Genomic DNA, 26307 nt, shown 5'->3' on the forward strand with positions numbered 1-26307 from the left:
GATGAAAATCATGATTTGCCCGCTCAACGGGCCGCGCAATATCAGCGAGTTCACCTACGGCGGTGAATTCAAACCGATGCCCGACCCGGTGACCTGCAGCGATGCCGAATGGGCCGACTACGTGTTCAACACCGACAACCTCGCCGGTGTGGTGCGCGAATGGTGGATGCACACGCCGTCCAGCTACTGGTTCCTCGCCGAGCGCCACACGGTCACCGACGAGATCGTGCGCACCTTCGATCCGCGCGAAGTGTTCACCACCCGCGTCGACTTCACCACCGCCAAGGAGATCGCCGGATGAACCGCCTCCCCGCCCCCATGGGCCTGCTGATCCAACGTGACCAGCCACTCGATTTCAGTTTCGACGGCCTGCCCTACCAAGGTTTGCAGGGCGACAGCATCGCCAGCGCGCTGCTCGCCAACGGGCGCTTCCTGATGTCGCGTTCGTTCAAGTACCACCGCCCACGCGGCCCATTGACCATGGCCGGCCATGACGCCAACAGCCTGGTGCAACTGCCCCGCGAACCCAACGTATTGGCCGATGCCCACGCGCTGTCCGCCGGCTTGGCGGTGACGGCGCAGAACGTCAACGGCTCGCTGGACAACGACAAGGACGCCTACCTGGGCAAGTTCTCCAAGTTCATGCCAGTGGGTTTCTACTACCGATCGTTCTACAAGCCCAAGGGCATGTGGAAAGTCTGGGAGCCGATCATCCGCAAAAAAGCCGGCCTGGGCGTGCTCGACCTGACGTTCCAACCCGAGTACTACGACAAGGCCTACCTGTTCACCGACCTCGCCGTGATCGGCGCCGGCCCCGCTGGCTTGCAGGCCGCGCTGACCGCCGCGAATGCCGGCGCCAAGGTGTTGCTGATCGAGCAGCAGCCGATCCTCGGCGGGTCGCTGACCTACGCGCGCTTCGATATTGCCGGCACCCGCGCCGACACCTTGCGCCGCGAGTTGCTCGGCGCGGTGCAGCAACACGCGAATATCCAGGTGCTCACCGACGCCACCTGCAATGCCTGGTTCACCGACAACTACCTGCCGGTGATCCAGGGCAAGCGCCTGTACAAAGTGCGCGCGCAACAGTGCCTGGTGTGCAGCGGTTCGTTCGACCAACCGGTGGTCTTCCGCAACAACGACCTGCCGGGGGTGATGCTCACCAGCGCCGCGCAACGCCTGATGAAGCTGTATGCAGTCAAGCCCGGCAAGCGCGCAGTGGTACTCACAGGCAACGATGACGGCTACCTCGCCGCCCTCGACCTGCATGACCAGGGCGTGGACGTGGCCGCCGTGATCGACTTGCGTCACGCCCCGGCGGACAAAGCCCTGCCGGGCGCCCTGGCCCAGCGCAAGATCCCGTGCCTGAGCAACAGCACCGTGTTCGAAGCCCTGCATGAAAAAGGTCTGCGCCATGTGAAAGGCGTCGACGTGCGCCAGATCACCGGCCAGGGCCAGGTCAGCGCCAGCGGGCAAGTGATCGACTGCGACCTGCTGTGCATGTCGGCCGGTTATATGCCGGTCTATCAGCTGCTATGCCAGGCCGGTGGCAAGCTGGCCTATGACGACTCGCGGGCGGAGTTCAGCCTCAGTGGCCTGCCGCGCAACCTGGGCGTGGCGGGGTCCGTACACGGGCGGCATCAACTGGACAATGTGCTGGCGGAAGCGACCAACGCCGCCGCCGACAGCCTGCTCGCCCTCGGTTTGAACAGCGCCGGCTCGCCTGCAGCGCTGCACAGTGAAGCCCAGGTCAACTTCCACTGGCCGATCTTCCCGCACCCCAAAGGCAAGGATTTTGTCGACTTCGACGAAGACCTGCAGGTGGCGGACATCGTCAACGCCACCCGCATCGGCTACCGCGATGTGCAGTTGGTCAAGCGTTACTCCACGGTCGGCATGGGCCCGTCCCAGGGGCGCCACTCGGCGCTGCCGACCGCACGGCTGGTGGCCTGGGCGACCCAGCGCACTATCAGCGAAACCGGGGTCACCACCGCACGGCCGCCGTTCGTGGCGGAGAAACTCGCGCATGTCGCCGGGCGCGCCTTCGACCCTTACCGCCAAACGCCGATGCACGCACGCCATGTGCAAGCCGGAGCGAAGATGATGCCCGCCGGTATCTGGCAGCGCCCGGCCTATTACGGCAAGGCCGAGGACCGCGAAGCATGCATGCAGGCCGAAGCGCTGCACGTGCGCAACAAGGTCGGGCTGATCGATGTGTCCACACTCGGCGGCCTCGACGTGCGCGGCCCGGACGCCGCCGAATTGCTCAACCGCATGTACACCTTTGCGTTCCTCAAGCAGCCGGTGGGCCGTTCGCGTTATGCGCTGATGACCAACGAACACGGCGTGGTGATCGACGATGGCGTGTGCGCGCGGCTGGCCGACAACCATTTCTACGTCACCGCCACCACCAGCGGCGTCGACCGCATCTACCAGCAGATGCTCAAGTGGAACGCGCAGTGGCGCCTGGACGTGGACGTGACCAACGTCACTGCGGCGATCTGTGCGGTGAACGTCGCCGGGCCGGATTCGCGCAAGGTGCTGGAGCAGGTGTGCAGCGACATCGACCTCAGTGCCGAAGGCTTCCCCTACCTGGGCGTGCGCCAGGGTACGGTGGCCGGGATCAAGGCACGCTTGCTGCGGGTGGGGTTCGTCGGCGAATTGGGCTATGAAATCCACGTACCGGCACGCCACGGCCTGGCGTTGTGGGACGCGTTGATGACGGCCGGCAAGGCCTTTGACATTCGCCCCTTCGGCGTCGAAACCCAACGCCTGCTGCGCCTGGAAAAAGGCCACGTGATCATCAGCCAGGACACTGACGGCATGACTCACCCGGCAGAAATCGACATGGGCTGGGCGGTCAACCGCAACAAGCCATTCTTCGTCGGCCGCCGCTCGGTGGACATCCTCGAAGCCCAGCCGCTGAAACGCAAACTGGTGGGCTTCAGCCTGCCCAAGGGCAGTGTGCAACCGCTGGAAGGCCACCTGGTGCTCAACGGCGCGGACATCAGCGGCAACGTCACCTCCTGCGAATACTCCACCAGCCTGGGCCGCATCATCGGCCTGGCCTACGCCGGGATCGACCAGAGCACACCGGGGCAGCGCATTCCGATTCGCGTCGAAGGCGGCATCGTCGTCCAGGCCGAGGTGGTGCAACTGCCGTTCTTCGACCCCACCAACCAACGCCAGGAGGGTTAAGCCATGACCAGTCTGAAAGCCCACGAATTGTTCACGCCGCCCTGCCAACTGCAGGACCAGACCGACCTGCCCCGGGTCGGCTTTCGCGGCACACAAAGCGCCGAGTACCTCACGGCGCGCGGCTTCACGTTGCCGGGCGCGCCCAACCAAGCCAGCGCGCAAGCGGACGGCAGTTGGGTGGCGCGCCTGTCGCAGAACGAATACCTGCTACTGGGCAGCCCGCAGGATCAGGGGCAGCGGATTGCCGATGAAGAAGCGCGTTGGGAACTGGACCACCGCGCCAATTACCTGCTGCCGCGCCAGGACAGCCATGCCTGCGTGCGGCTCAGCGGTGGCGTGATTGCGCAGGTGATGGCCAAGCTGTGCGGGGTGGATCTCAGTTTCCCGGCCTTTAAGCCGGGGACGGTGGCGCAGACGTCGGTGGCGCGGGTCAATGCGATTGTCATCCACACAGGGAGTGTGGAGCTGCCGGCGTTTCATATCCTCTGGGATCGCGCCTCGAAGGCATACTTCGAGGGCGCGTTGCGGGATGCGTTGGAGGAGTTCGGCGGGGTGGCTCAGTCGGTGTAGCCCAACCGCGCCGCCCTGACCTTTTGGGTGTGTTGACGTGTCGCCAGGCAGTAATACAACGGGCACGTCACCACCAGTCCCACCAGCCACGACAGGTCCGCGCCTTCCACCAGGTTGGCCCACGGCCCCACATACAGCGAGGTATTGGCAAACGGCAGTTGCACGATGATGCCGATGAAGTACGCCACGATCGCATGCAGGTTGAAACGCCCATACACCCCGCCATCCGCCCGGAAAATCGAGGCAATGTCATAGACCCCGCGCTTGATGATGTAGAAGTCGATCAGGTTGATTGACGCCCACGGCACCAGCACCAGCAACAGCGCGAGGATCAGGCCGATAAATTGCGAGATGAAGTCCGCCGACGCGCCCAAGGCGACTACGCAGCAACCGGTGAGGATCACGCCTGAGAGCACCACGCGCACCTTGATGCTGGGGGTCCAGTGACTGGCGAAGGTCTGGATCGAGGTGACGATCGACAGCACCGCACCGTACAGATTCAGGGCGTTGTGGCTGATGATATTGAGCAGGAACAGCACCATCAGGATTGGCCCCAGCCAGCCGGTGGCTTGCTTGACCGCGACCATGGCTTCGGTGCCTTCTGGCGTGGCCAGTGCGGCAACCAGGCCAAAGGCAAAGGACAGGATGGTGCCGAGGGTGGCGCCCAGGTAGGTCGCAATGAACGGCCGGGTGATGCCGATATCCGCCGGCAGGTAGCGCGAGTAGTCGCTGGTGTAGGGCGAAAAGCTGATCTGCCAGATCACCCCCAGCGACACGGTGGCCAACCAGCCAGCGGCGTTGAAGCCGCCTCGGGTAAGGAAATCTGCCGGCAGGTCATGGGCGAAGATGTAGATAAAGCCGGCCAGCAACGCGCTGCCCATCACCCAGGTGCCGATGCGGTTGAGGGTATGGATAAAGCGGTAGCCGATCACGCCGATGGCGGTGGCGCTAAGGGCGCCGATCAGGATGCTCGCCGGCACCGGCACCGACGGCACGATGCCCACGATGGACTTGCCGGCCAGGACGATATTGGAGATGAAAAAGCCGATGTAGATCAGTGCGGCGAAGAACACGATCAGCAGCGCGCCGTAACGGCCGAACTGGCCACGGCTCTGCACCATCTGCGGGATGCCCATGCGCGGGCCCTGGGCCGATGCGAGGGCAATCACGATGCCGCCGAGCAGATGCCCGAGGGCAATCGCCAGCAGCCCCCACGCCAGATTGAGATGGAACACCTGGGCGACCATGGCACCGGTGACGATCGGCAGCGGTGCGATGTTGGTGCTGAACCATAAGGTGAACAGGTCGCGGGCCTTTCCATGGCGCTCTGCGAGGGGGACGTAATCGACCGTGTGATGCTCGATCAGGGGGTCTTGCCGGGACATCTGGGGCATGGAAATGAACTCGCGTTTGTCTGATCTTATAGTTGTTTGACGCCAAACCGGGGGAGCTCTCTGGCCGCCCCTCAGATGAACACCATATTATGGTATTCCAACATTTTCACAAGACTGATCCGTAGTTTCAGCACGCATCTGATCCGCAAGTGTGCCACAGGGCACCCTGTTATTTCCTACCATGGCTCCCGTATTTATTGGCTATAAGCCCCAGGATTGACGTTCATCGGGCGACTGAAAAAGCGGTTGCATCCACTGTATTACGGTATACCATCAGACCTACAAACTCATAAAAACCGCTTTACCCGCAGAGGACCGCCCCATGATCGATGCCGCTATCTACAAACAAGTGATGGGTTCGTTTCCGTCCGGGGTCACCGTGATCACCACGCTCGATGACGACGGGCAAATCGTCGGGCTGACCGCCAGTGCCTTCAGCTCACTGTCCATGGACCCGGCCCTGGTGCTGTTCTGCCCCAACTACAGCTCCGACTCGTACCCGGTGTTGATCAAGAACAAACGCTTTGCCATTCATGTGCTTTCCGGTGGGCAGCAAACCGAAGCCTATGCCTTTGCGCGCAAGGGCAAGGACAAGGCCCAGGGCATCGAATGGACGCTCAGTGAGTTGGGCAACCCGATCCTGGCCAATGCCACGGCGGTAATCGAGTGCGAGTTGTGGCGCGAATATGAAGGCGGTGACCACGCGATCATGGTCGGCGCAGTAAAAAACCTGATCGTGCCCCGGCAGAACACCGGGCCACTGGTGTACTGCCACGGCAAGATGGGCGCGTTGCCGATGCCGGCCTGAGCCAAACACCTCATCAGACAGCCCGAGCCAGGTCAGGTGCGGAAGCGGCTGACCAACTGATTCAACGTCTGCGACAACGCCGTCAATTGCTGCGCATCCTGGCGCGTGGAGTCTGCCAGGCTTGCCACCAATTGCGCGTCCCCATGAATCTGGCTGATATGCCGATTGATGTCTTCGGCCACCTGGTGCTGCTCTTCGGCGGCGGTGGCGATTTGCGTGTTCATGTCGCGGATCACGTCCACCGATTCACGGATCAGGCCAAAGCTTTCACGCGCGTCGTTGATCGACACGACCGTTTCCTGGGACACCTCCAGGCTCGCGTGCATCTGCTTGCCCATCTGGTGAGTGCGGCGCGCCAGGTTGCCGAGCAGCCCGTCGATTTCACCGGTGGAGTCCGACGTGCGCTTGGCCAACGCCCGCACCTCGTCCGCCACCACCGCAAATCCTCGCCCCTGCTCGCCCGCCCGTGCGGCTTCGATGGCGGCGTTCAGGGCCAGCAGGTTGGTCTGTTCGGCAATGGAGCGGATGGTGCCGAGGATCGACTGGATGTCGTTGCTGTCCTTTTCCAGCTGCTCCATGGCCTGGGCGGACTGGCCGATCTCTACACTCAGGCGCCCGACACTGCTTACCGCCGCGTCGATCTGTTGCTGCCCGGTGTGGGCCTGGCGCTGGCCGTTGTCAGCCGAATCGGCAGCCTGGCTGCAGGAACGCGCGACTTCGTTGGAGGTGGCGACCATTTCATGAAACGCCGTCGAAACCATATCCACCGCTTCGCGCTGGCGCTCGGCGACTTCGGCCATTTCCACCGAGACTTCGGTGGCACTCCCGGAGCTGCTGTGGATCTGCCCGGCGGCCTGGCCGATGCGCTGGATCAGCGTGCGGATCGCTTCGAGGAACTGGTTGAACCAGCCGGCCAGTTGCGCCGTCTCGTCGCGACCCTTCACCGCCAGGCGCGCGGTCAAGTCACCCTCCCCCTGGGCAATGCCTTCCAGGCCGCTGGCCACGCCGCGAATCGGCTTGACGATCAGCCCGGCAAACCAGGCCCCCGCCACCGCGAACAGTACACCGCACACCAGCGCGATGGCCGCGATCAGCCAGGTCAGGCGCGTCGCGCCGGCCATCACTTCACTCTCGCGTACCAGCCCGACAAACCGCCAACCCAAGGCCTTGGACGGCCACACCAGCGCCATGTAGCGCTCACCCGCCAACTCGACCTGCACCAGGCCCTGGCCGGCTTCGCTCAACTGGCGATAGCCATCGCCCAGTTCACCGAGCGGCTTGAAATTGTGGGACGGGTCATTCGGGTCCACCAGCACCGTGTTGTTGGCTTCCATCAGCATCAGGTAGCCGCTTTCGCCCAGCTTGATCTGCTTGACCAGGTCGGTCAGCTGCTTGAGCGACACGTCGATGTTGACCACCCCGCTCGCCTTGCCCTGGCGGTCGTTGAAGCTTTGCACAGTGCTGACCAGCACCACATCGTCGGCGGCCCAATAATAGGCCTCGGTGCGCAGGGTCTTGCCCGGCTGCGCCATGGCCGTCTTGTACCAGGGCCGTGTGCGCGGGTCGTAGCTGGCGAGCTTGGGGTCGCCAGGCCAGAACACATAGCCACCGTCCTCGGTGCCCAGGGACAGGTAGGTATAAGCCGAATGACTCTTGGCCAGGCCTTCGAACAGCTTGAACAACTGCTCGTCGCGCTCGCCAGGAGCGACTTGCGCAGCATCGCTGGCCAGGTAGCGTTTCACATCGCCATTGATACTCTGCAGTTGCGGGTGCGCGGCCAGGTAGCTGACGTTCTGGCTGATGCCTTCGAAAAACAACTGCATGGCGTTGTCGACTTGGCGGATTTCGCGCCCACTGCTGTCGATAAAGCCATCGCGTGCCTCATGGCGCACATTGAGGATGATCAGCACAGCCACCAGCATTACCGGCAGGCTGGCGATCACCGCAAAGGCCAGGATCAGTTTTTGTTTTATGTTCATCGAGCTCGCCTTCCTTGTCAGGTGAGGGTGCAACCGTTGGAGAGAAAAGTTTTGCGGATATTCCGTATTATGGTATACCAACAATCAATCCGCCGAACAGCCATCATCACTGGCATGCTTCACATTGGCGAGAGCACTTAAGGGCCCGCAGTCGACAGGCCGATCACAATAGATCCGAGGTAAGCGTCATGAAGTTTTCCCTGTTCGTACACATGGAGCGTTGGGACGAAAGTGTCAGCCACCGCCAGTTGTTCGAAGACTTGACCGAACTGACCCTGATGGCCGAGGCCGGCGGTTTCAGCACCGTATGGATTGGCGAACACCACGCCATGGAATACACCATCTCGCCGAGCCCGATGCCGCTGCTGGCTTACCTCGCGGCCAAGACCACCACCATTCACCTGGGCGCCGGGACCATCATCGCGCCGTTCTGGCACCCGCTGCGGGTGGCGGGCGAATGCGCCTTGCTCGACGTGATCAGCAACGGGCGCATGGAAGTCGGCCTGGCCCGTGGCGCTTACCAGGTCGAATTCGACCGCATGGCCGGCGGCATGCCCGCCTCCAGCGGCGGCCAGGCGCTGCGTGAGATGGTGCCGGTGGTGCGTGCGTTGTGGAAAGGCGACTACGCCCACGACGGCGACATCTGGAAATTCCCCACCTCCACCAGCGTGCCCAAGCCGATCCAGCAGCCCAACCCGCCGATGTGGATCGCCGCCCGCGACCCGGACTCGCACAACTTCGCAGTCGCCAACGGCTGCAACGTGATGGTCACGCCGCTGATGAAGGGCGACGAAGAAGTCCTCGACCTGAAAAACAAATTCCAGGCCGCCCTCGACAACAATCCTGGCGTACCGCGCCCGCAACTGATGGTGCTGCGTCACACCCACGTGCATGCCGCCGATGACCCGGACGGCTGGAAAGTCGGGGCCAAGGCGATCTCGAAGTTCTATCGCACCTTCGATGCCTGGTTCGGCAATAAAGAGGTGCCGGTGAATGGCTTCCTGGCACCGAGCCCGGAAGAAAAATTCGCCGCCCGCCCGGAGTTCGAACTGGACAGCCTGCACAAGACCGCGATGATCGGCACCGCCGAAGAAATCATCCCGCGCATCCGCTACTACCAGGAACTGGGCGTGGATGAGTTCAGCTTCTGGTGCGACAACAGCCTGCCCCATGCCGAGAAGAAGAAGTCGTTGGCGCTGTTTATCGAGCAGGTGGTGCCGGCGTTTCGTTGATTGATTGCAGGCGTCGCGCCAAACAGGTGCGACGCCTGCCCGCCCGGCATCAACTGAACAGTTCGACACCCAATTGGAACGCGACCCACAGCGCCAACCCCGTGGCGAAAAGCAGCGCAATATTTTCGAACAGGTTATTGCGGTATTCCTTGCTCAGCAGCGACTTCTGGTTGGACATAATCAGCAAGCCGAGGGAAATTACCGGCAAGCCAATGATGTTCAACGCGCTGACGCCGATGGTCAGCGTGACAAAGTCCGGCATGCCCGGCAGCGACCAGATCAGCGGGGTCACCAGAATGAACAACATGAACCACTTGTGCATCGGGTCATGGTGGAACTCTTTGCCGTAACGCTCACGGCGTCCAGGCCGTACGTGCTGGAAGGCATCGGTGATCAGCATCGGGAAGGCCGTGGTTTTGCCGGAGATGCTGGCAAACAGCGTAGCGAATACACCGATAAAGAAAATGTACCAGCCGATCGGCCCGAAGAAGATTTCGAGCGCCTTGCCCAGGTCGCCCAAGGTCTTCACTTCAATACCGTTGGGCCGCAGGATTTCGGCGCCCACAATCCAGATCGCCAGGTTGATCACAATGCCGACGAACACGGCGAATAGCAGGTCGTTACGCTGGATGCGCTTGTGCTGTGGGCCGACCCAGCCTTTCTGGCGCATGACATAAGGGTGCACGAAGTTAGCAATCGAGCCCGCCACCGCGCCGATCACCGAGACAGCCACCAGCAACGCCCCGTGTACGCCCTCATCCGGCGGAATGCTGAAACCGATAGTCCCTTTGACAATGCCCGCCATATCCGGCCCGGACATCACCGCCAAGGCAATGAACGCCAGGGTCATGATTGCCAGCAGGCCTTTCATCACGCCTTCGATCATCGAATAGATATTGCGCCCCACCAGCAGCCACACCGCCAACACCACCGCCACCGAACACAGCAGCGCGTAGTCAGTCTTGAACAGCATGGCCAGGGCTTCACCCGCACCCTTGATCATGTAGGCATTCATCAAATGCCCCATCAGCAGCGCATACACCAGCAGGAACCAGGCGAAGAACGGGTTCAACTGGGCATAACCCTGAAGGATCGTCATGCCTTGGTTATTGCACAGCTGAAAGCGCGCAATGATGTTGACGATCAGGTACCTGAGCAGCAGAGAAACTGCCAGCACCCACATCATGGCGTAGCCGTAATTGGCGCCGGCAACGGAGGAAGTAATCAAATCGCCGGCACCCAGCCAAGACAGGACGGCGATCACGCCTGGGCCTAATAGCTTGAGTAGTCGTACAACATGGCCGCTTACGGGTGCGGCAGACTTGCCTTCTATCGAAGGGAAATCGGTCATAGGGGGAGTCTCCGTTGTTTTTTTTGTGAGAGCGGAGATAGTCGAACACAGTTGATATGACGTCGTACAACCAATCAGCGCGCGTATTTATTAATAAATGTTTCCTGGCGGGCGCCTCCCCTTGAGTGCTGATTGCCCGCACAGAAAGAGGATTGGATCGCTGTGCACACGGCAAAATGTACTATCTGGTTACTTATCTTGCTAAAATCGCGTCTTTGCCCTCTCTCACTCGAGTCCTTTCGACATGAAACGAGCATCGCGCGCCACTGGCGTCTCTAGATTCTTACTCCTGGGTCTGGGCGTGATCATCGCCCTGCTCGGCCTCGCGCTGGCCGTTGGCGGCGCCAAACTGGTCAGCCTCGGCGGTTCCTGGTACTTCCTGATCGGCGGCGTGGCCATGGCGGTTTCCGGCCTGCTGATTGCCCGGCAAAAGACCGCAGGTGCATGGCTGTTCGCGGCGTTCCTGATCGGCACGGCCATCTGGGCGGTGGCGGATGTGGGCCTGGTGTTCTGGCCGCTGTTCTCGCGGCTGTTCATGTTCGCGGTCATCGGCCTGGTGGTGGCGCTGGTGTATCCGCTGCTGGCGGGCCGACCTGCGCGCGGTGCCTATGGCGTTGCCGCCGTGTTGGCGGTGGGCGTGGCAGTGGCGGCGGGCAATATGTTTGTCGCCCACCCCAGTGTCGCCCCAACCGGTGCAGGCCCAGGCATCACGCCCGTGGCCGCCGCCGACGCGCAGAAGGACTGGGCGCACTACGGCAACACCGAAGGTGGCAGCCGCTTCGCCGCGCTGGACCAGATCAATCGCGACAACATCAACCAGCTCAAAGTGGCCTGGACCTACCACACCGGTGACGTGGCTCTCAGCGACGGCAATGGCGCCGAAGACCAGCTCACGCCCCTGCAGATCGGCAACAAGGTGTTTATCTGCACCCCGCACAACAACCTGATCGCCCTCGACGCCGACACCGGCAAAGAGCTGTGGAAGAACGAAGTCAACGCCAAGTCGGCGGTGTGGCAGCGTTGCCGGGGCATGGCGTATTTCGACGCCACCGCGCCGATTGCCCAACCGAGCCAGCCCAACAGCTCGCCGATCATTGCCGCCAGCGTTCCAGCCGGTGCGCAATGCCAGCGCCGCTTGCTGACCAACACCATCGATGCGCGCCTGATCGCAGTAGATGCCGACACCGGTAAATTCTGCGAAGACTTCGGCACCCACGGCCAGGTGGACCTGAAAGCCGGCCTGGGCAATGTGCCGGACAGCTACTACCAGCTGTCTTCCGCGCCATTGATCGCCGGTACCACCGTGGTGGTCGGTGGTCGCGTGGCCGACAACGTACAAACCGATATGCCCGGCGGCGTGATCCGTGGCTTTGACGTGATCAGCGGGCAAATGCGCTGGGCCTTCGACCCGGGCAACCCTGAAGACAAACAAGCACCGGCCGCCGGCAGCACCTATGTGCGCAGCACCCCCAACAGCTGGGCGCCGATGTCCTACGATCCGTTGATGAACACGGTCTTCCTGCCGATGGGCAGCTCGTCCACCGACATCTATGGCGTGGAGCGCACCCCGCTCAACCATAAATACGGCGCTTCGGTATTGGCGCTGGATGCCTCCACCGGTGCTGAAAAGTGGGTGTACCAGACCGTCCACAATGACCTGTGGGACTTCGACCTGCCGATGCAACCGAGCCTGATCGACTTCACCCCACCGGGCAGCGACAAGGCGGTACCCGCAGTGGTAATCGGCACCAAGGCCGGGCAGATCTATGTACTCGACCGCGCCACCGGCCAGCCACTCACCGACGTCAAGGAAGTCCCGGTCAAAGCCGCGAATATCCCCAACGAACCTTACTCGCCGACCCAGCCGAAATCCGTGGGCATGCCGCAGATTGGCGCGCAAACCCTGACTGAATCGGACATGTGGGGCGCCACCCCGTACGACCAGTTGCTGTGCCGCATCGACTTCAAGGGCATGCGCTACGACGGCCTGTACACCGCGCCGGGCACCGATAAATCCCTGAGTTTCCCGGGTTCCCTGGGCGGCATGAACTGGGGCAGTATTTCCACCGACCCGGTGCATGGTTTTATCTTCGTCAACGACATGCGCCTGGGCCTGTGGATCCAGATGGTGCCGTCGCAGAACAAGGCCCAGTCTTCGTCCGGTGGCGAAGCGCTGAACACCGGCATGGGCGCGGTCCCGCTCAAGGGCACGCCGTATGCGGTGAACAAAAACCGCTTCCTGTCGGTGGCCGGCATTCCGTGCCAGGCGCCGCCGTTCGGCACCCTCACCGCCATCGACATGAAGACCCAGAAAGTCGCATGGCAAGTGCCGGTTGGCACCGTTGAAGACACCGGTCCGCTGGGCATCCGCATGCACCTGCCGATCAAGATCGGTCTGCCGACCCTCGGCGGCACCCTGTCGACCCAGGGCGGCCTGATCTTTATCGCCGGCACCCAGGACTTCTACCTGCGCGCCTTCAACAGCGGCAACGGTGATGAAATCTGGAAGGCCCGCCTGCCCGTCGGCAGCCAGGGCGGCCCGATGACCTACGTTTCGCCGAAAACCGGCAAGCAGTACATCGTCGTCACCGCCGGCGGTGCGCGCCAGTCCACCGACCGTGGCGACTACGTGATCGCCTACGCCCTGCCATAACCCCTCTGTCCGCGCGGTGCCCCTGCACCGCGCTCCGGCATCGGCAACAAGCCCCCTCACACATCGCCTGCATTTCAATAGTTGAGCGGCATCGTTAGTGGCATTTGGTCATGGTTTGTAAAGCGCCAGCAAGTCGGGTCGCTTTTAATTGCAGGACGTTTCCTAGACAATCCCTGCCGCCTTGTGCCTGTTGGAATCGCTGGCTAGTCTGCGGTCCGTCACTGCCAAATCAGTGATCGGGTTTAGTCGCCTGACCTTCCACCGCGTGCATGGTCCTCCATGAGTTTTATGGTGGCTGTGCGCAGGGCACCTTCGGGTGCGCCGGTATTTTCGCGTTGGAGCCGGTCGACTAACCTGCGTACAGCCGCCACCCTCGTTTAGTCGCGAAGGGTGTCGGCCTCTCATCCAACGCGAAGGTACACCATGAATAAAGTTATCCCCGATCCACCCCACGACCCCGCCAAAGACCGCGCCGCCTTCAACCGCGCCATCGACCACTACCTACCCACCCAAGGCCTCCACTCGGTCAACGAAGACCTGAGCTTCGAAGACGCCCTGCTTTACACCGCCAGCTTGCTCGACAGCGCTTCCGCCACGGCGCTGGATTGCGGTGACCTGCTACCAAACCCCGAACGGACGAAGATTCTGGCCGTGTGGCATTTGCTGGAAATTGCCAAGACCACCGTGGATCGCTCCATCGAATGCCTGAAACCCGCAAAAGCAACTGCCTGAACGCGTTAAAAAGGTGGGAGGGGCGGTGTATGTAAGGCCTTACTCAGGCACGGGCAACGCATACTACGCACCCTGCTGGTACTCCCGCGGCGTACAACCAAACTCGCGACGAAACACGGTGTGCAGGTACTGCGCCGACTTGAAGCCGCACCTGGCGGCAATATCGGCAATCGCCAGTTCGTGGCTTTCCAGGCCCTTGGCGGCGGCGGCGAGTTTGAAGCGCAGGATCTCGTCATGCACGCTGCAGCCGCGCACCTTGCGAAAGTGCGCTTCCAGGGAGGAGCGCGACACGCCGACATAGGCCGCCACCTGCGCGGTCTTGATGCCCTGGCAAGCGTATTGGCGGATAAACAGCAGCGCCTGCATCACGTACGGATTGCCCAAGGGTTGATGAAGGCTGGAGGCCTGGACGTTGATTGCGTCCGGCGGCACGAGGATTTGCGTACCGGTGCAAGGCTTGCCGTGCAACATCTGGTGCAACAGCGCAGCGGCAGTGCGACCCATGGTTTCCGTGCCCTGGATCACCGAACTCAGCGGCACTCGCGTAAGGGTTCGGGTCAGCGGATCGTTGTCGATGCCAATCAACGCCACTTGCTCCGGCACGGCGATGCCGGCAGTGAGGCAGGCTTGCAGCAGTTGTCGGGCGCGGGCGTCGGTGACGGCGATGATGCCGATGGGCTTGGGCAGGCTGTGCAGCCAGGCAATCTGCTGTTCCACCGCGCTGTCCCACAACGGCGCGCTGGTGCCCAGGCCGCGATACACCTCGACGTGCAAACCATCGCGTTGCAGCAGGCGGCGAAAGGCTTTTTCACGCTCCTGGGCCCAGCGATTGGCCTGGGCCTCGGGCAGGCTGAAACAGGCAAATCGCGTCAGCCCGGCCTCGATCAGGTGCTCGTACGCCAGCTTCATCAACCCATAGTTGTCGGTGGCCACGTAGGGAATGCCCTTGGGATAGGCGCGCGCGTCTTCATACGAGCCACCCACCGCCACCACCGGCAACTGACTATCGGCTAATGCCTCGCCAATCAGCGGGTCGTCGAAGTCGGCAATGATGCCGTCGCCCTGAAAACGCTCGATGCCTTTGAGGCGACAGAGGAAGTCCTCTTCCAGGAACAGATCCCAGGACGCGCGGGTGCTGCTCAGGTAATTGCCGATGCCGGCGATGATGCCACGGTCGTAGATTTTGCTGCCGTTGAACAACAGGGCGATGCGGTGGACGGGCGGTAGGGTTTTCATTGTTTTTGTCCTGAGGCCAGTCACACCAGACTAGCCCCTGCCACTCAAAATCGCACTACACCTTGATGATTTTCATAATCAGCGGGCCAGGAGCCGTTGCTAGTATCCAGACACCGCCAAGAACAATAAGGAAAACGCCATGCCGTACTTCCCCGGTGTCGAGAAGGTTCGCTTCGAAGGCCCCAGCAGCGACGCCCCCCTCGCCTTTCGCCATTACGACGCCAACAAGCTGATCCTCGGCAAACCGATGCGCGAGCACCTGCGCATGGCCGCGTGTTATTGGCACACCTTCGTGTGGCCCGGCGCCGATATGTTTGGCATGGGCACCTTCAAACGCCCGTGGCAGCGCAGCGGCGAGCCGATGGACGTGGCCATCGGCAAGGCTGAGGCGGCATTCGAGTTTTTCTCCAAGCTGGGCATCGACTACTACAGTTTTCACGACACCGATGTGGCGCCGGAAGGCAGTTCGCTCAAGGAGTACCGCAACCACTTTGCGCAAATGGTCGACCACCTGGAGCGCCATCAGGAACAGACCGGCATCAAGTTGCTGTGGGGCACCGCCAATTGCTTCAGCAACCCACGCTTTGCCGCCGGTGCTGCCAGTAACCCGGACCCGGAGGTGTTTGCCTACGCCGCTGCCCAGGTGTTCAGCGCGATGAACGCCACGCTGCGACTCAAGGGCGCCAACTATGTGCTGTGGGGCGGCCGTGAAGGCTATGAAACCCTGCTCAACACCGACCTCAAGCGCGAGCGCGAACAGCTCGGGCGCTTTATGCGCATGGTGGTGGAGCACAAGCACAAGATCGGCTTCAAGGGCGACCTGCTGATCGAGCCCAAGCCCCAGGAGCCGACCAAGCACCAGTACGATTACGACAGCGCCACGGTGTTCGGCTTTTTGCATGAGTACGGCCTGGAACACGAGATCAAGGTGAATATCGAGGCCAACCACGCGACCCTGGCCGGGCACAGCTTCCATCACGAGATCGCCACGGCCGTGTCCCTGGGCATCTTCGGCAGCATCGACGCCAACCGTGGCGACCCGCAGAACGGCTGGGACACCGACCAATTCCCCAACAGCGTCGAGGAGATGACCCTCGCCACCTATGAAATCCTCAAGGCCGGTGGCTTCAAGAATGGCGGCTACAATTTCGACTCCAAGGTACGCCGCCAGAGCCTGGATGAGGTGGATCTGTTCCACGGGCATGTCGAGGCCATGGACGTATTGGCGCTGGCCCTGGAGCGTGCGGCGGCCATGGTGCAAAACGACCGGTTGCAGCAGTTCAAGGACCAGCGCTATGCCGGCTGGCAGCAGCCGCTGGGCCAAGCCGTGCTGGCCGGTGAGTTCAGCCTGGAGTCGCTGGCCGAACATGCGTTTGCCCATGAACTGAACCCGCAGGCCGTGAGTGGTCGGCAGGAGATGCTGGAGGGAGTGGTCAACCGGTTTATTTATCGGTGACATTTGCGCGACAAATCTGTGCGCGGAGCGTCGAAGGACGCTCTACAGTTCTACCCGCATCACGCTGTGTCTTTCCAACAACAATAAAAGGACGCACCACCATGAAGTCATTCAAACGTACCCTGCTCGCCACCGCCCTGGCCCTGCTCGCACTGCCGGTGATGGCCGATTCCGCCCACCCGAAAATCGGTTTTTCCATCGACGACCTGCGCCTGGAACGCTGGTCCCGTGACCGTGATTACTTCGTCGCCGCTGCGGAAAAACTCGATGCCAAGGTCTTTGTGCAGTCCGCCGATGCCAACGAGCAGAAGCAGATTTCGCAGATCGAAAACCTGATCTCCCGGGGCGTCGACGTGATCGTTATCGTGCCATTCAACGCCACTGTGCTGACCAATGCCGTCGCCGAAGCCAAGAAAGCCGGGATCAAGGTGGTGTCCTATGACCGCCTGATTCTCAACGCGGACATCGATGCGTACATCTCCTTCGATAACGAAAAAGTCGGCGAGATGCAGGCCAACGGCGTGCTGCAAGCGGCACCCAAGGGCAATTACTTCCTGCTCGGCGGCGCCCCCACCGACAACAATGCCAAGGTGCTGCGCGAAGGCCAGATGAAGGTGCTGCAACCGGCCATCGACAAGGGCGATATCAAGATTGTCGGCCAGCAGTGGGTCAAGGAATGGAACCCTACCGAAGCCCTGAGCATCGTCGAAAATGCCCTGACTCGGAACAACAACAAAATCGACGCCATCGTCGCCTCCAACGACGCCACCGCCGGCGGTGCGATCCAGGCCCTGGCGGCACAGAAGCTGGCGGGCAAGGTGCCGATCTCCGGCCAGGACGCCGACCTCGCCGCCGTCAAGCGCGTGATCGACGGCACCCAGACCATGACCGTGTACAAGCCGCTCAAGCTGATCGCCACCGAAGCCGCCAAGCTCTCGGTGCAACTGGCGCGTAACGAGAAGCCCACCTACAGCTCGCAGTACGACAACGGCAGCAAGAAAGTCGACACCATCCTGCTCACCCCGACCCCGCTGACCAAGGCCAATATCGACCTGTTGGAGAAGGACGGGTTCTATACCAAAGAGCAGATCGGCGGGCAGTGACCGCCATGGCCGACTACTTGCTGCAAATGAACGGCATCGTCAAAACCTTTGGCGGTGTCCACGCGCTGAACGGCATCGACATCAAGGTGCGGCCGGGGGAATGCGTCGGCCTGTGCGGCGAGAACGGTGCCGGTAAATCCACCTTGATGAAGGTGCTGTCGGCGGTCTACCCCCATGGCACCTGGGAGGGGGAAATCCTCTGGGACGGGCAGCCGCTCAGGGCTCAGTCCATCAGCGAGACCGAGGCCGCCGGCATCGTCATCATTCACCAGGAACTGACCCTGGTGCCCGACCTGTCGGTGGCCGAGAACATCTTCATGGGCCACGAACTGACCTTGCCCGGCGGGCGCATGAACTACCCGGCGATGCTTCACCGCGCCGAAGCGTTGATGCGTGAGCTCAAAGTGCCGGACATGAACGTCGCGCTGCCGGTGTCGCAGTACGGCGGCGGCTACCAGCAACTGGTGGAAATCGCCAAGGCCCTGAACAAACAGGCGCGCCTGCTGATTCTCGACGAACCCTCCTCGGCCCTGACCCGCTCGGAAATCGAGGTGCTGCTCGACATCATCCGCGGCCTCAAGGCCAAGGGCGTGGCCTGCGTGTACATCTCCCACAAGCTCGATGAAGTCGCGGCCGTGTGCGACACCATCGCGGTGATCCGCGATGGCAAGCACATCGCGACCACCGCCATGGCCGACATGGACATCCCGCAGATCATCACGCAGATGGTCGGGCGGGAAATGAACAACCTCTACCCCACCGAGCCCCATGCCATCGGCGAGGTGATTTTCGAGGCGCGCAACGTCACCTGCTATGACGTCGACAACCCCAAGCGCAAGCGCGTCGACGATATTTCCTTTGTGCTCAAGCGCGGCGAAATCCTCGGCATAGCCGGGCTGGTGGGCGCCGGGCGTACGGAGCTGGTGTCGGCGTTGTTCGGCGCCTACCCCGGCCGCTACAGCGCCGAGGTGTGGCTGGACGGCCAGGTGATCGACACGCGCACGCCGCTCAAATCGATCCGCGCCGGGCTGTGCATGGTGCCCGAGGACCGCAAGCGCCAGGGCATCATTCCCGATCTGGGCGTGGGCCAGAACATCACCCTGGCGGTGCTCGACACCTACGCCCACCTGACCCGCATCGACGCCGAAGCCGAACTGGGCAGCATCGACCAGCAGATCGCACGCATGCACCTCAAGACCGCCAGCCCGTTCCTGCCGATCACCAGCCTGTCCGGCGGCAATCAGCAAAAAGCCGTGCTGGCGAAAATGCTGATGGCCAAGCCCAAAGTGCTGATCCTTGACGAGCCCACACGCGGGGTGGATGTGGGCGCCAAGTATGAGATCTACAAACTGATGGGCGCGCTGGCGGCCGAAGGCGTATCGATCATCATGGTTTCCTCGGAATTGGCCGAAGTGCTCGGCGTATCCAACCGCGTGCTGGTGATCGGCGACGGCCAGTTGCGCGGCGATTTCATCAATGAAGGGCTCACCCAGGAACAGGTGCTCGCCGCCGCACTCAGCCAAAATAATAACAATCGGAAAACCGCGTAGATGAATCAGGTCAAACAGCTGTTCACCCGCTACAAAATGCTCGCCCTGGTGATCGCCGTGGCGTTTATCTGGCTGTTTTTCAGCTGGCAGACCGAGGGCGGCTTCCTCACCCCGCGCAACCTGTCCAACCTGCTGCGGCAGATGTCGATCACCGGCATCCTGGCGTGCGGCATGGTGCTGGTGATCATCAGCGGCGAGATCGATTTGTCGGTGGGTTCATTGCTGGGATTATTGGGCGGGCTCGCAGCGATCCTCGATGTGATCTATCACATCCCGCTGCTGGCCAACCTCAGCCTGGTGGCGTTGTGCGGCCTGATGATCGGTTTGGCCAATGGCTACATGACCGCTTACCTGCGCATTCCGTCGTTTATCGTTGGCCTGGGCGGCATGCTGGCGTTTCGCGGGATTCTGCTGGGGATCACCGGCGGTACCACCATCGCGCCGGTGTCGCCGTCGCTGGTGTATGTAGGCCAGGGGTATTTGCCGCATTCGGTGGGGATTGGCCTTGGGGTTCTGCTGTTTGCCCTGACCCTGTTCCTGACCTGGAAACAACGCCGCAACCGAGCGCTGCATGGCTTGGCGCCACACTCCCTGGTGCGCGATGTGCTGCGCGTGGGGGTGATCGGCGCGGTGCTCGCCGGGTTCGTCACCACCCTCAACAGCTACGACGGCATCCCCGTACCGGTGCTGCTGTTGCTGGTGCTGCTCGGCGTGTTCAGCTACGTCACCAGCCAGACCGTGTTCGGCCGCCGTGTATACGCGGTGGGCAGCAATATGGAAGCCACGCGCCTGTCGGGCATCAACGTGCAGGCGGTAAAACTGTGGATCTTCGGCATCATGGGCGTGATGTGCGCCCTCGCTGGCCTGGTCAATACTGCGCGTCTCGCGGCGGGCTCACCGTCGGCGGGCAACATGGGCGAGCTGGATGCCATCGCTGCGTGCTTTATTGGCGGTACGTCGATGCGCGGCGGCTCGGGCACGGTGTACGGCGCATTGCTCGGGGCGTTGGTGATTACCAGCCTGGATAACGGCATGTCGATGCTGGACGTGGACAGTTACTGGCAGATGATTGTGAAGGGCAGCATCCTCGTATTGGCGGTGTGGGTGGATGTGAGCACGCGCACGGGGCGGCGCTGACGCCCGTTCTCACTAACACCCCATAACCCTGTGGGAGGGGGCTTGCCCCCTCCCACATTTGACTGCATTCCAAGGTTGGAGCGAGGTGGTCAGTCCTATTCAAACGCCTGACGATTCTCTGGGGTGATCAACTTGAACGGCACCCAGACCACCGTCGACTCCAGCACCTCGCCGCGTACCATGCGCAGCGCGGTGTCCACTGCGCCACCGGCCTGGCCGGCGGCATCCTGGAACACGCTGACCGCCATCTTGCCCTCAGCCATCAATTTCAACCCGTCCGGGGTGCCGTCGATGCCGCCGACCCAATAGTCCTTGGCCTGCTTGCCGGCCTTTTCCAGGCCCATGATCGCGCCGATCGCCATTTCGTCGTTATTGGCCGCGATGATCGAAAAATCGACGCCCTGCTTGACCCAGTCAATGACAATAGTGGCGGCCTGGCTACGCTCCCAGTTACCGACTTTTTTCTGTACGACTTTCATATCGGGGTATTTGGCGACGACTTTCTCCACGTCCTCGGTGCGCATCAAGGAGGACGCGTTGGCCGGGTCGCCCACCAGAATCACCACGTTGCCCTTGTAACCGGCCCGGCGCGCCAGCTCTTCCATCTGCAAGGTCCCCGACTCCAGCTCGTTGGAGCCGACAAATGCGGTCTGCGCCGGCCACTTTTCCGGGTTCGGATTGCGGTTGACGAAGACCAGCGGAATTTTGGCGTCCGAGGCCAGCTGCATCATCTGCGCCGCACTTTTGCCGTCCACCATCGCGACGATGATCGCATCCACCTTGGCGTTGACCAGGTTGCGGAATTGACGCATCTGCAAATCGACGCTGTCCTTCCCGTTCTCCATAAAAACGTCGACGTTCATGACGTCGGCCTGGTGCTGCACGCCATTGCGCAGCAGGGTCTGGAAGTTATCGTCGTACTTTGCCATGCCCACACCCAGCAAGGGCGTGGCGGCCTGGGCTGGGCCCGGTATGAACAGCGTCGCCCCCAAGGCGAGGATTAACCATGCTTTCATGTTCTGACTCCCGCGGCTCAAACGCTGAAATGATGGAGCAGCTCGCGCTGCACCTTGGCCATGTCCGACAGCTCGTGGCTGCTGATGGCGGACTGCTCCGCGCCATTTGCCGTCTGCTGGGCCGAATCGTTGATCTGGATGACCATCCGACTGGTTTCCTGCACCGTGGCGCTCTGCTCCTCGGTGGCGGCGGCGATCTGGATATTCATGTCGCGGATACTGTCGACCGAATCGCTCATCGACAGCAGCAAGTCGCCCGCGCCCGAGGCCAGGGACACGCACTGGGTGGACTGCGCCTGGCTTTCGTTCATCACGTGCACCACCGAGTGAATCTTTTCCTGCATGAGCCCGATCATGTCCTGGATTTCGCTGGTCGAGGTCTGGGTACGGCTGGCCAGGGAGCGCACTTCATCGGCCACTACCGCAAAACCGCGTCCCTGCTCGCCGGCACGGGCCGCTTCAATCGCCGCATTCAGGGCGAGCAGGTTGGTCTGTTCGGCAATGGTGCGAATGGCGACAACAATGCCCTCGATATTCTGCCCGTACTTCTGCAACTCATCGGTCACCTGCGTGGCCTTGTTCACCTGGTCGGCCTGCTGGCGGATGTTGACGATGGTCTCGGCCACGCGCGCCTGCACCTTGTGCGTGAGTTCACTCGTGTCGTCCACGGCCTGGCGGGTGTCCTGCGCACGCCGAGCCACCTCTTCGACCGTGCTTTCCATCTGCGTCATGGCCGAGGCTGCCGATTGCAACCGGTCCTTCTGCTCATCCACCACACGGGTGGTCTGCTCGCTGTTCAAGGCGTTGCTGCCTGCGGTAACGGCCAGCGCATCGGCAGAGCTGATCAATTCACGAAAGGTTTTGCGCAGGGCCGTGGTCAGTTCGTTCAGGTAGCCGCCCAACTCACCGAACTCATCTTTGCGGCTGACATCGAAACTGACCCGCATGTCCCCCGCCGTGAGCGTCTTGAGGACTTCACGAAACGCCGCCAGCGGACGCCGCAGGCTGAAGGCGACCCACGTACCAATCGCCACTGCCGCCAGCACCGCCAGCACACACGCGATCAACAGCAAGCTGCGGCTGGTGCCGATGGTGGCATTGGCCGACTGACTGGCCTGGTTGGCGACCTCCAGGGACTGGCTGCCGAACTCGCCAATCCTGTCCAGGGTGGCTTTCAGGGTCGCGTCAACCGCATTGCGTTGCTGCTGCACCTGCGCAGCCAGTTTCGCCTCCACCTGATAAGCCTGGAACAGCCCGTCAGGGGCGGTCAGGTCAGTCAGCAGGCGATTGACCATGACGCCGGCAATCCGCCCGACCCTGGGATCAATCGCCGTCAGGGCCTGGGCCCGGGTGCTGATCACTTCGTCCTGCAGGTTGAGCACGCGCTGTAATTTATCAATAGCGGGCGTAACGGTATGAGCCGCGAAGCCATCGTAGGATTTGTTGACTTCCAACAGCAGCTTTTCCGCTGCGGCCACCTGTTGCGGCTCGCCGACACTGCGGGCATGGGCAATGTAATCGCGCAGATAGCTGGTCAGCTGTATCGCCTGAGCACTGCTGTAGCCTTGCAGTTGCCGCGTCAGCGCCAACTGCTGCACGTGTTGCACGTGGGACGTCATCAACGCCTGCGACTGCTCGGCGTAGGCCGCTACCTGTTGGCGCTGCTGCGCCAGGTTCGCGCGCAGCGCCTCATGCTCGCCGGTATAGGCAAGGGTGCTGTCGAGCAACTGGTTGAACTGGGCGATGCTCTCGGTGAACGGTCGCTTGCCGTCCTCGATCTGCTTGGGGTCGGTGCTGATCTGAATGGCCAGCAACGCCTGGTTGGCGCGCAGGATATGCACGTATAACTCACTGGCGGCCCGGCTCAAGGGTGCCGACTGGCCGGTGATAATGTTCAAGCGACTGCTGATGGACTGCGTGTTCTGATAGCTGATCCCCGCCATGACTAGCAGTAACAGCACCAGCACTGCGAACCCGCCGATCACACGCTGCAATATGGTCATGGCCACCCCTTTTGATTTTTATTCGTTGACCTGAGCGACGACCAGGTGTGCACCTACGCGTTCGGGATCACTCGTGGTGCTAGTGCCTGTATCGGCCAGGTGGGCGGGGACTTGAGCGTTGAAGGCGGCTGAAATGCGGTCAAAAAAAGTGGGAGGGGGCAAGCCCCCTCCCACCTACCTGATGAAATCAGGCTGGGTTTTGCACTGCGGTCACTGGCTCAACACCACATCCCGCATCGCCGGAATGTAACCGTAGTCGTAAGCCTCCTGCACAAACGAACGAGCGCCCTTCAACACGATCCTGACCGTCGGCGCCTCGGTGCCGCCGATGCGGTAGTCATCGCCGGTGGTGGGCACGCTGTCGATAAACGACGTCACCAGGCCGTTGGGCATCACGCAGTGGGAATACGTCTGGAACGGCTGCGAAGGCGGGTTGCCCAGTACCAGCCCCGACGCATTCATCAGCGTATAGGGGCCGAACAGGTGATCGCTGACGAACCCATAGACGCCATCCGGCCCCGTCACGCCATCCGCATAGGTGAACTTGTGGCTGATGGTGAACAGGTAGTACTTGTTGTCCTGGAACACATAGTGCGGCCGTTCGGTCTGATCATTCACCCCGACGGCAGTCACCAGCGGCGGCAAAATCTCCCACTCGTCACCGTTGAGGTCTTTGGCAACCGCAATGCCGATACAGCCCACCTGATAACGCGCACCGCCGACATCTTCATGCCCTGGCGGCACCAGGCCTATTTCATTCGGGCCCACTTCATGAGTTCCGCGCTCGCCGGCCACATTGCCTTCGAACACCATGTACAACTTGCCATCGACGGGATCGATAAAGGGGCTGGGATCGCGAAAGTTCCAGGTCGCATTCTGCGCTTCGGTTTGGTAATAGGTGCCGTCGGCGTCGAACAATGACTTGACCTGAGTAAAGCCTCGCAGCTCGACACCGGTGTCCGAAGTGACAACCTGCCCCCTGACCTTGGCAATCGTGGCACCCGGCGTGACGCAGGTGTAATACAGGTCGATGTCACCGTTGTTATTCAACAGGATCGGCGTGCCCGCCCATTCACGGGTGGTCGGCGAAACCCCTTCGGCCATGACACGGCCGCCGAAGATCCAGTCCTTGCCGGTGCGCGAGTACCAGTAGCAGATCCGCGCATGACCGTGGCGGTCTTCCCAATCACGCTTGATGTCGTAACGGCCATCGGCATTGATGAATTGTGGATCATGGGGGCGGCGGTCGGCGGTCAGGGTGAAGATCACCGACCAGCCATTCACCGATACCACCGTGCCATCCAGTTCACGCAATGGCATGGTGTCCCAAATAAAGACCGTGTCGCTCATGACAGGAAAGTCAGGACTCACTAACGGCTGTGTCGTCGTCGGGTCATTCTCATTAACTTTCAGCGCATCGGCCCGTGTCCAGCGAGTGGGTGCGTGATTCGCATGTTTCATGATGATGTCCTTTTGCTAACGCTTAAGTGACAAGCGAAGATTAAATAGCACCTGGCAGCCAGCAACTTAATACTGACTGAAAGAGCAAGAGATAGTTGGCCCTGCAAGTGCGCACCAAGGTTTAACATGGGCACCCACTTATCGCAACATGAAGAATTATTTAGATTACAAAGGCCATCACTGTATTTATATCCTTGATATAAAGACAGTGGCACTTGCAATAAATGACAGCTCAGTAAAAAGCTAGCTACTCAACTACCGAATACCAGCGCCGCAGCCTGAGCCCCGGCATTCTTCTGTGTGAAGTCCTTGGCTTGCGCCGCCGTCTTCAAGGTATAGGCGTAGTTAGAACTTGCCGTCCATTGTGCCTTGGGCGACTTCTGGTTGGTGATCGGCGGCACACTGTTTGTGTCAGTGAACGTCCCGGTGCCCTTATCATCCAACATGCCTTTGTTTTGGCTGCCTTCGCCAAAATAGTTGCTTTCAGAGAGGATATTGGCATTCTGCGCCAGGGTAAAACCGAGGTGGAAGTTATTGATGTAGTTGTTGTAGACATGGAAATAACCGTAACGCATCAAGCCGGGCGCACGCACTTCCATGTTCTCGAAGCGGTTATGGCACACCGTCAGGCGTGGGTAACCGTTGAACTCCGCCTTATTATCATCCGCCGGATGACCGAAGATCAGGCCGTATTTGTGGCTGCCAAAGAAGCAGTTGCTGATGGTGGCATAATCGGCTTTTTCACCGATATACAGCAGTTTGTCTTCACTGCCGTCAGTGGTGGACCAGCTGTGCCCGACAAACGAGCAATGGTCAATCCAATACTTGCTGCCGTAGTTCAGGTACACCTGAATATCATCATTGGCCTTAATGCTCGCCGAATGCTTGAAGATAATATTCTGCAGAATAATGTTCTGCGACTGCGCGGTTGCACGCAGGTGAATATTCTCCAACGTACGGTTCTGGAACGAACCGATCAGGGTCTTGTTGGCGCCCATGTTGACTTTGGTCAGGCTCGACGCCGAGATATTACTGTTGATCACCAATACCCGTGGGGTAGTGTCGCCAATATTGGCCTTGAGTTGATCCAGGCTGGTGATACTGACCACAGGGCCGGACCAGCCGCCGGTCACTTTTGCCGCAAGGGCGAAACCGGTCAAGCCGGTGAGTTTGCTTTCTGGGTACGACATGAGTTCCCTCTCTATACATAAAAACGGCTCGGTAGAACGAGCCTGTGCATTAAGTTAATCCATTAACTTGCACACAGTGTTTGGCGTGGCTGATGTTGCCATCCTGGTTGATCAGCGCTTAAACACTGTGTTTATGTACAGTATTCGTCATTCGCCTGGCCGTCAACCCTCAAGTGAAAAACAACCAAAAGTGGGAGGGGGCAAGTCGAATCGTCGCACTGCCCCTCCCACATTTGCCCTA

General features: G+C 61.1%; 19 protein-coding genes and 2 pseudogenes. 11 read left to right on the plus strand and 10 right to left on the minus strand.

The features are described from left to right. Position 1 precedes the first annotated feature (1 nt). Genes HCF10_RS03885 through HCF10_RS03895 form a run of 3 tightly spaced genes read left to right on the plus strand, consistent with a single transcriptional unit; the run spans position 2 to position 3765 of the window. Positions 2-301 (plus strand): sarcosine oxidase subunit delta, encoded by a 300-nt coding sequence (locus HCF10_RS03885; protein WP_065939715.1) that lies wholly within the window; start codon positions 2-4, stop codon positions 299-301. Beyond that, entirely contained in the window at positions 298-3195 is a 2898-nt protein-coding gene (locus HCF10_RS03890; protein WP_167654915.1) for a 2Fe-2S iron-sulfur cluster-binding protein, read from the plus strand. The genes HCF10_RS03885 and HCF10_RS03890 overlap by 4 nt, the downstream gene beginning before the upstream one ends. Positions 3196-3198: 3 nt before the next feature. Then, on the plus strand, positions 3199-3765 hold the full coding sequence (locus HCF10_RS03895; protein ID WP_167654916.1) for a sarcosine oxidase subunit gamma: 567 nt from the start codon (positions 3199-3201) through the stop codon (positions 3763-3765). Here HCF10_RS03895 and HCF10_RS03900 read toward each other — a convergent pair. Continuing rightward, positions 3753-5159, minus strand: coding sequence for a purine-cytosine permease family protein (locus HCF10_RS03900; RefSeq protein WP_167654917.1), 1407 nt, complete (start codon positions 5157-5159; stop codon positions 3753-3755). The genes HCF10_RS03895 and HCF10_RS03900 overlap by 13 nt on opposite strands. Positions 5160-5481: 322 nt before the next feature. On the opposite strand from HCF10_RS03900, the gene HCF10_RS03905 reads away from it, so the two are divergent. After that, a complete protein-coding gene (locus HCF10_RS03905; RefSeq protein WP_145337206.1) occupies positions 5482-5967 on the plus strand; it encodes a flavin reductase family protein in 486 nt (161 codons plus the stop codon). A 32-nt stretch (positions 5968-5999) separates the two neighbouring features. Here the strand turns inward: HCF10_RS03905 and HCF10_RS31865 are convergent, their stop codons facing one another. Next, positions 6000-6767: a methyl-accepting chemotaxis protein gene (locus HCF10_RS31865; protein ID WP_375232527.1), complete on the minus strand. Its 768-nt coding sequence runs from the start codon at positions 6765-6767 to the stop codon at positions 6000-6002. Between the two features lie 138 nt (positions 6768-6905). Beyond that, positions 6906-7946 (minus strand): annotated as a pseudogene (locus HCF10_RS31870) (cache domain-containing protein); the annotation flags it as partial. Positions 7947-8134: 188 nt separating this feature from the next. Between HCF10_RS31870 and HCF10_RS03915 the strand changes: the two are divergent. Beyond that, complete coding sequence (locus tag HCF10_RS03915; RefSeq protein WP_064052580.1) at positions 8135-9178, plus strand: LLM class flavin-dependent oxidoreductase; 1044 nt, start codon at positions 8135-8137, stop codon at positions 9176-9178. Between the two features lie 49 nt (positions 9179-9227). Here HCF10_RS03915 and HCF10_RS03920 read toward each other — a convergent pair whose 3' ends face one another. Beyond that, positions 9228-10529, minus strand: a complete 1302-nt coding sequence (locus HCF10_RS03920; RefSeq protein WP_074846027.1) for an Nramp family divalent metal transporter — start codon at positions 10527-10529, stop codon at positions 9228-9230. Positions 10530-10773: 244 nt separating this feature from the next. Between HCF10_RS03920 and HCF10_RS03925 the strand changes: the two genes are divergently transcribed. After that, a complete protein-coding gene (locus tag HCF10_RS03925; RefSeq protein ID WP_167654918.1) occupies positions 10774-13182 on the plus strand; it encodes a glucose/quinate/shikimate family membrane-bound PQQ-dependent dehydrogenase in 2409 nt (802 codons plus the stop codon). Between the two features lie 423 nt (positions 13183-13605). Next, entirely contained in the window at positions 13606-13914 is a 309-nt protein-coding gene (locus tag HCF10_RS03930) for a DUF6124 family protein (RefSeq protein ID WP_167654919.1), read from the plus strand. Between the two features lie 63 nt (positions 13915-13977). Here the strand turns inward: HCF10_RS03930 and HCF10_RS03935 are convergent, their stop codons facing one another. Then, the gene (locus tag HCF10_RS03935; protein ID WP_167654920.1) at positions 13978-15150 is read right to left on the minus strand and encodes a XylR family transcriptional regulator; all 1173 of its coding nucleotides are present in this window, start codon (positions 15148-15150) and stop codon (positions 13978-13980) included. 139 nt (positions 15151-15289) lie between these two features. Here HCF10_RS03935 and xylA point away from each other — a divergent pair, with 139 nt between their 5' ends. The 4 genes from xylA (at position 15290) to HCF10_RS03955 (ending at position 20396) form a co-directional block, all read left to right on the plus strand. Next, positions 15290-16606: a xylose isomerase gene (xylA, locus tag HCF10_RS03940; RefSeq protein ID WP_131698798.1), complete on the plus strand. Its 1317-nt coding sequence runs from the start codon at positions 15290-15292 to the stop codon at positions 16604-16606. Positions 16607-16707: 101 nt separating this feature from the next. Further along, positions 16708-17709 carry a D-xylose ABC transporter substrate-binding protein gene (gene xylF, locus HCF10_RS03945; protein WP_167654921.1) on the plus strand — a complete coding sequence of 334 codons (1002 nt, stop codon included), beginning with the start codon at positions 16708-16710 and terminating at the stop codon, positions 17707-17709. Positions 17710-17714: 5 nt separating this feature from the next. Continuing rightward, a complete protein-coding gene (xylG, locus tag HCF10_RS03950) occupies positions 17715-19259 on the plus strand; it encodes a D-xylose ABC transporter ATP-binding protein (RefSeq protein ID WP_205885509.1) in 1545 nt (514 codons plus the stop codon). Further along, the gene (locus tag HCF10_RS03955) at positions 19260-20396 is read left to right on the plus strand and encodes a sugar ABC transporter permease (RefSeq protein ID WP_145337200.1); all 1137 of its coding nucleotides are present in this window, start codon (positions 19260-19262) and stop codon (positions 20394-20396) included. A gap of 95 nt (positions 20397-20491) precedes the next feature. Here the strand turns inward: HCF10_RS03955 and HCF10_RS03960 are convergent, their stop codons facing one another. From HCF10_RS03960 to HCF10_RS03975, 5 genes and pseudogenes are all read right to left on the minus strand, one after another. Beyond that, positions 20492-21412 carry a substrate-binding domain-containing protein gene (locus tag HCF10_RS03960; protein ID WP_167654923.1) on the minus strand — a complete coding sequence of 307 codons (921 nt, stop codon included), beginning with the start codon at positions 21410-21412 and terminating at the stop codon, positions 20492-20494. A gap of 17 nt (positions 21413-21429) precedes the next feature. Next, positions 21430-22143: a methyl-accepting chemotaxis protein gene (locus tag HCF10_RS31875; RefSeq protein WP_390620716.1), complete on the minus strand. Its 714-nt coding sequence runs from the start codon at positions 22141-22143 to the stop codon at positions 21430-21432. A gap of 144 nt (positions 22144-22287) precedes the next feature. After that, positions 22288-23415: pseudogene (locus tag HCF10_RS31880) on the minus strand (HAMP domain-containing protein); the annotation flags it as partial. A 210-nt stretch (positions 23416-23625) separates the two neighbouring features. Continuing rightward, positions 23626-24876 (minus strand): glycoside hydrolase family 68 protein, encoded by a 1251-nt coding sequence (locus HCF10_RS03970; protein WP_167654924.1) that lies wholly within the window; start codon positions 24874-24876, stop codon positions 23626-23628. 251 nt (positions 24877-25127) lie between these two features. Continuing rightward, positions 25128-26066: a pectate lyase family protein gene (locus HCF10_RS03975; protein ID WP_167654925.1), complete on the minus strand. Its 939-nt coding sequence runs from the start codon at positions 26064-26066 to the stop codon at positions 25128-25130. Positions 26067-26307: the final 241 nt, after the last annotated feature.

Source organism: Pseudomonas sp. B14(2022) (assembly GCF_012030485.1).
Lineage (GTDB): Bacteria > Pseudomonadota > Gammaproteobacteria > Pseudomonadales > Pseudomonadaceae > Aquipseudomonas.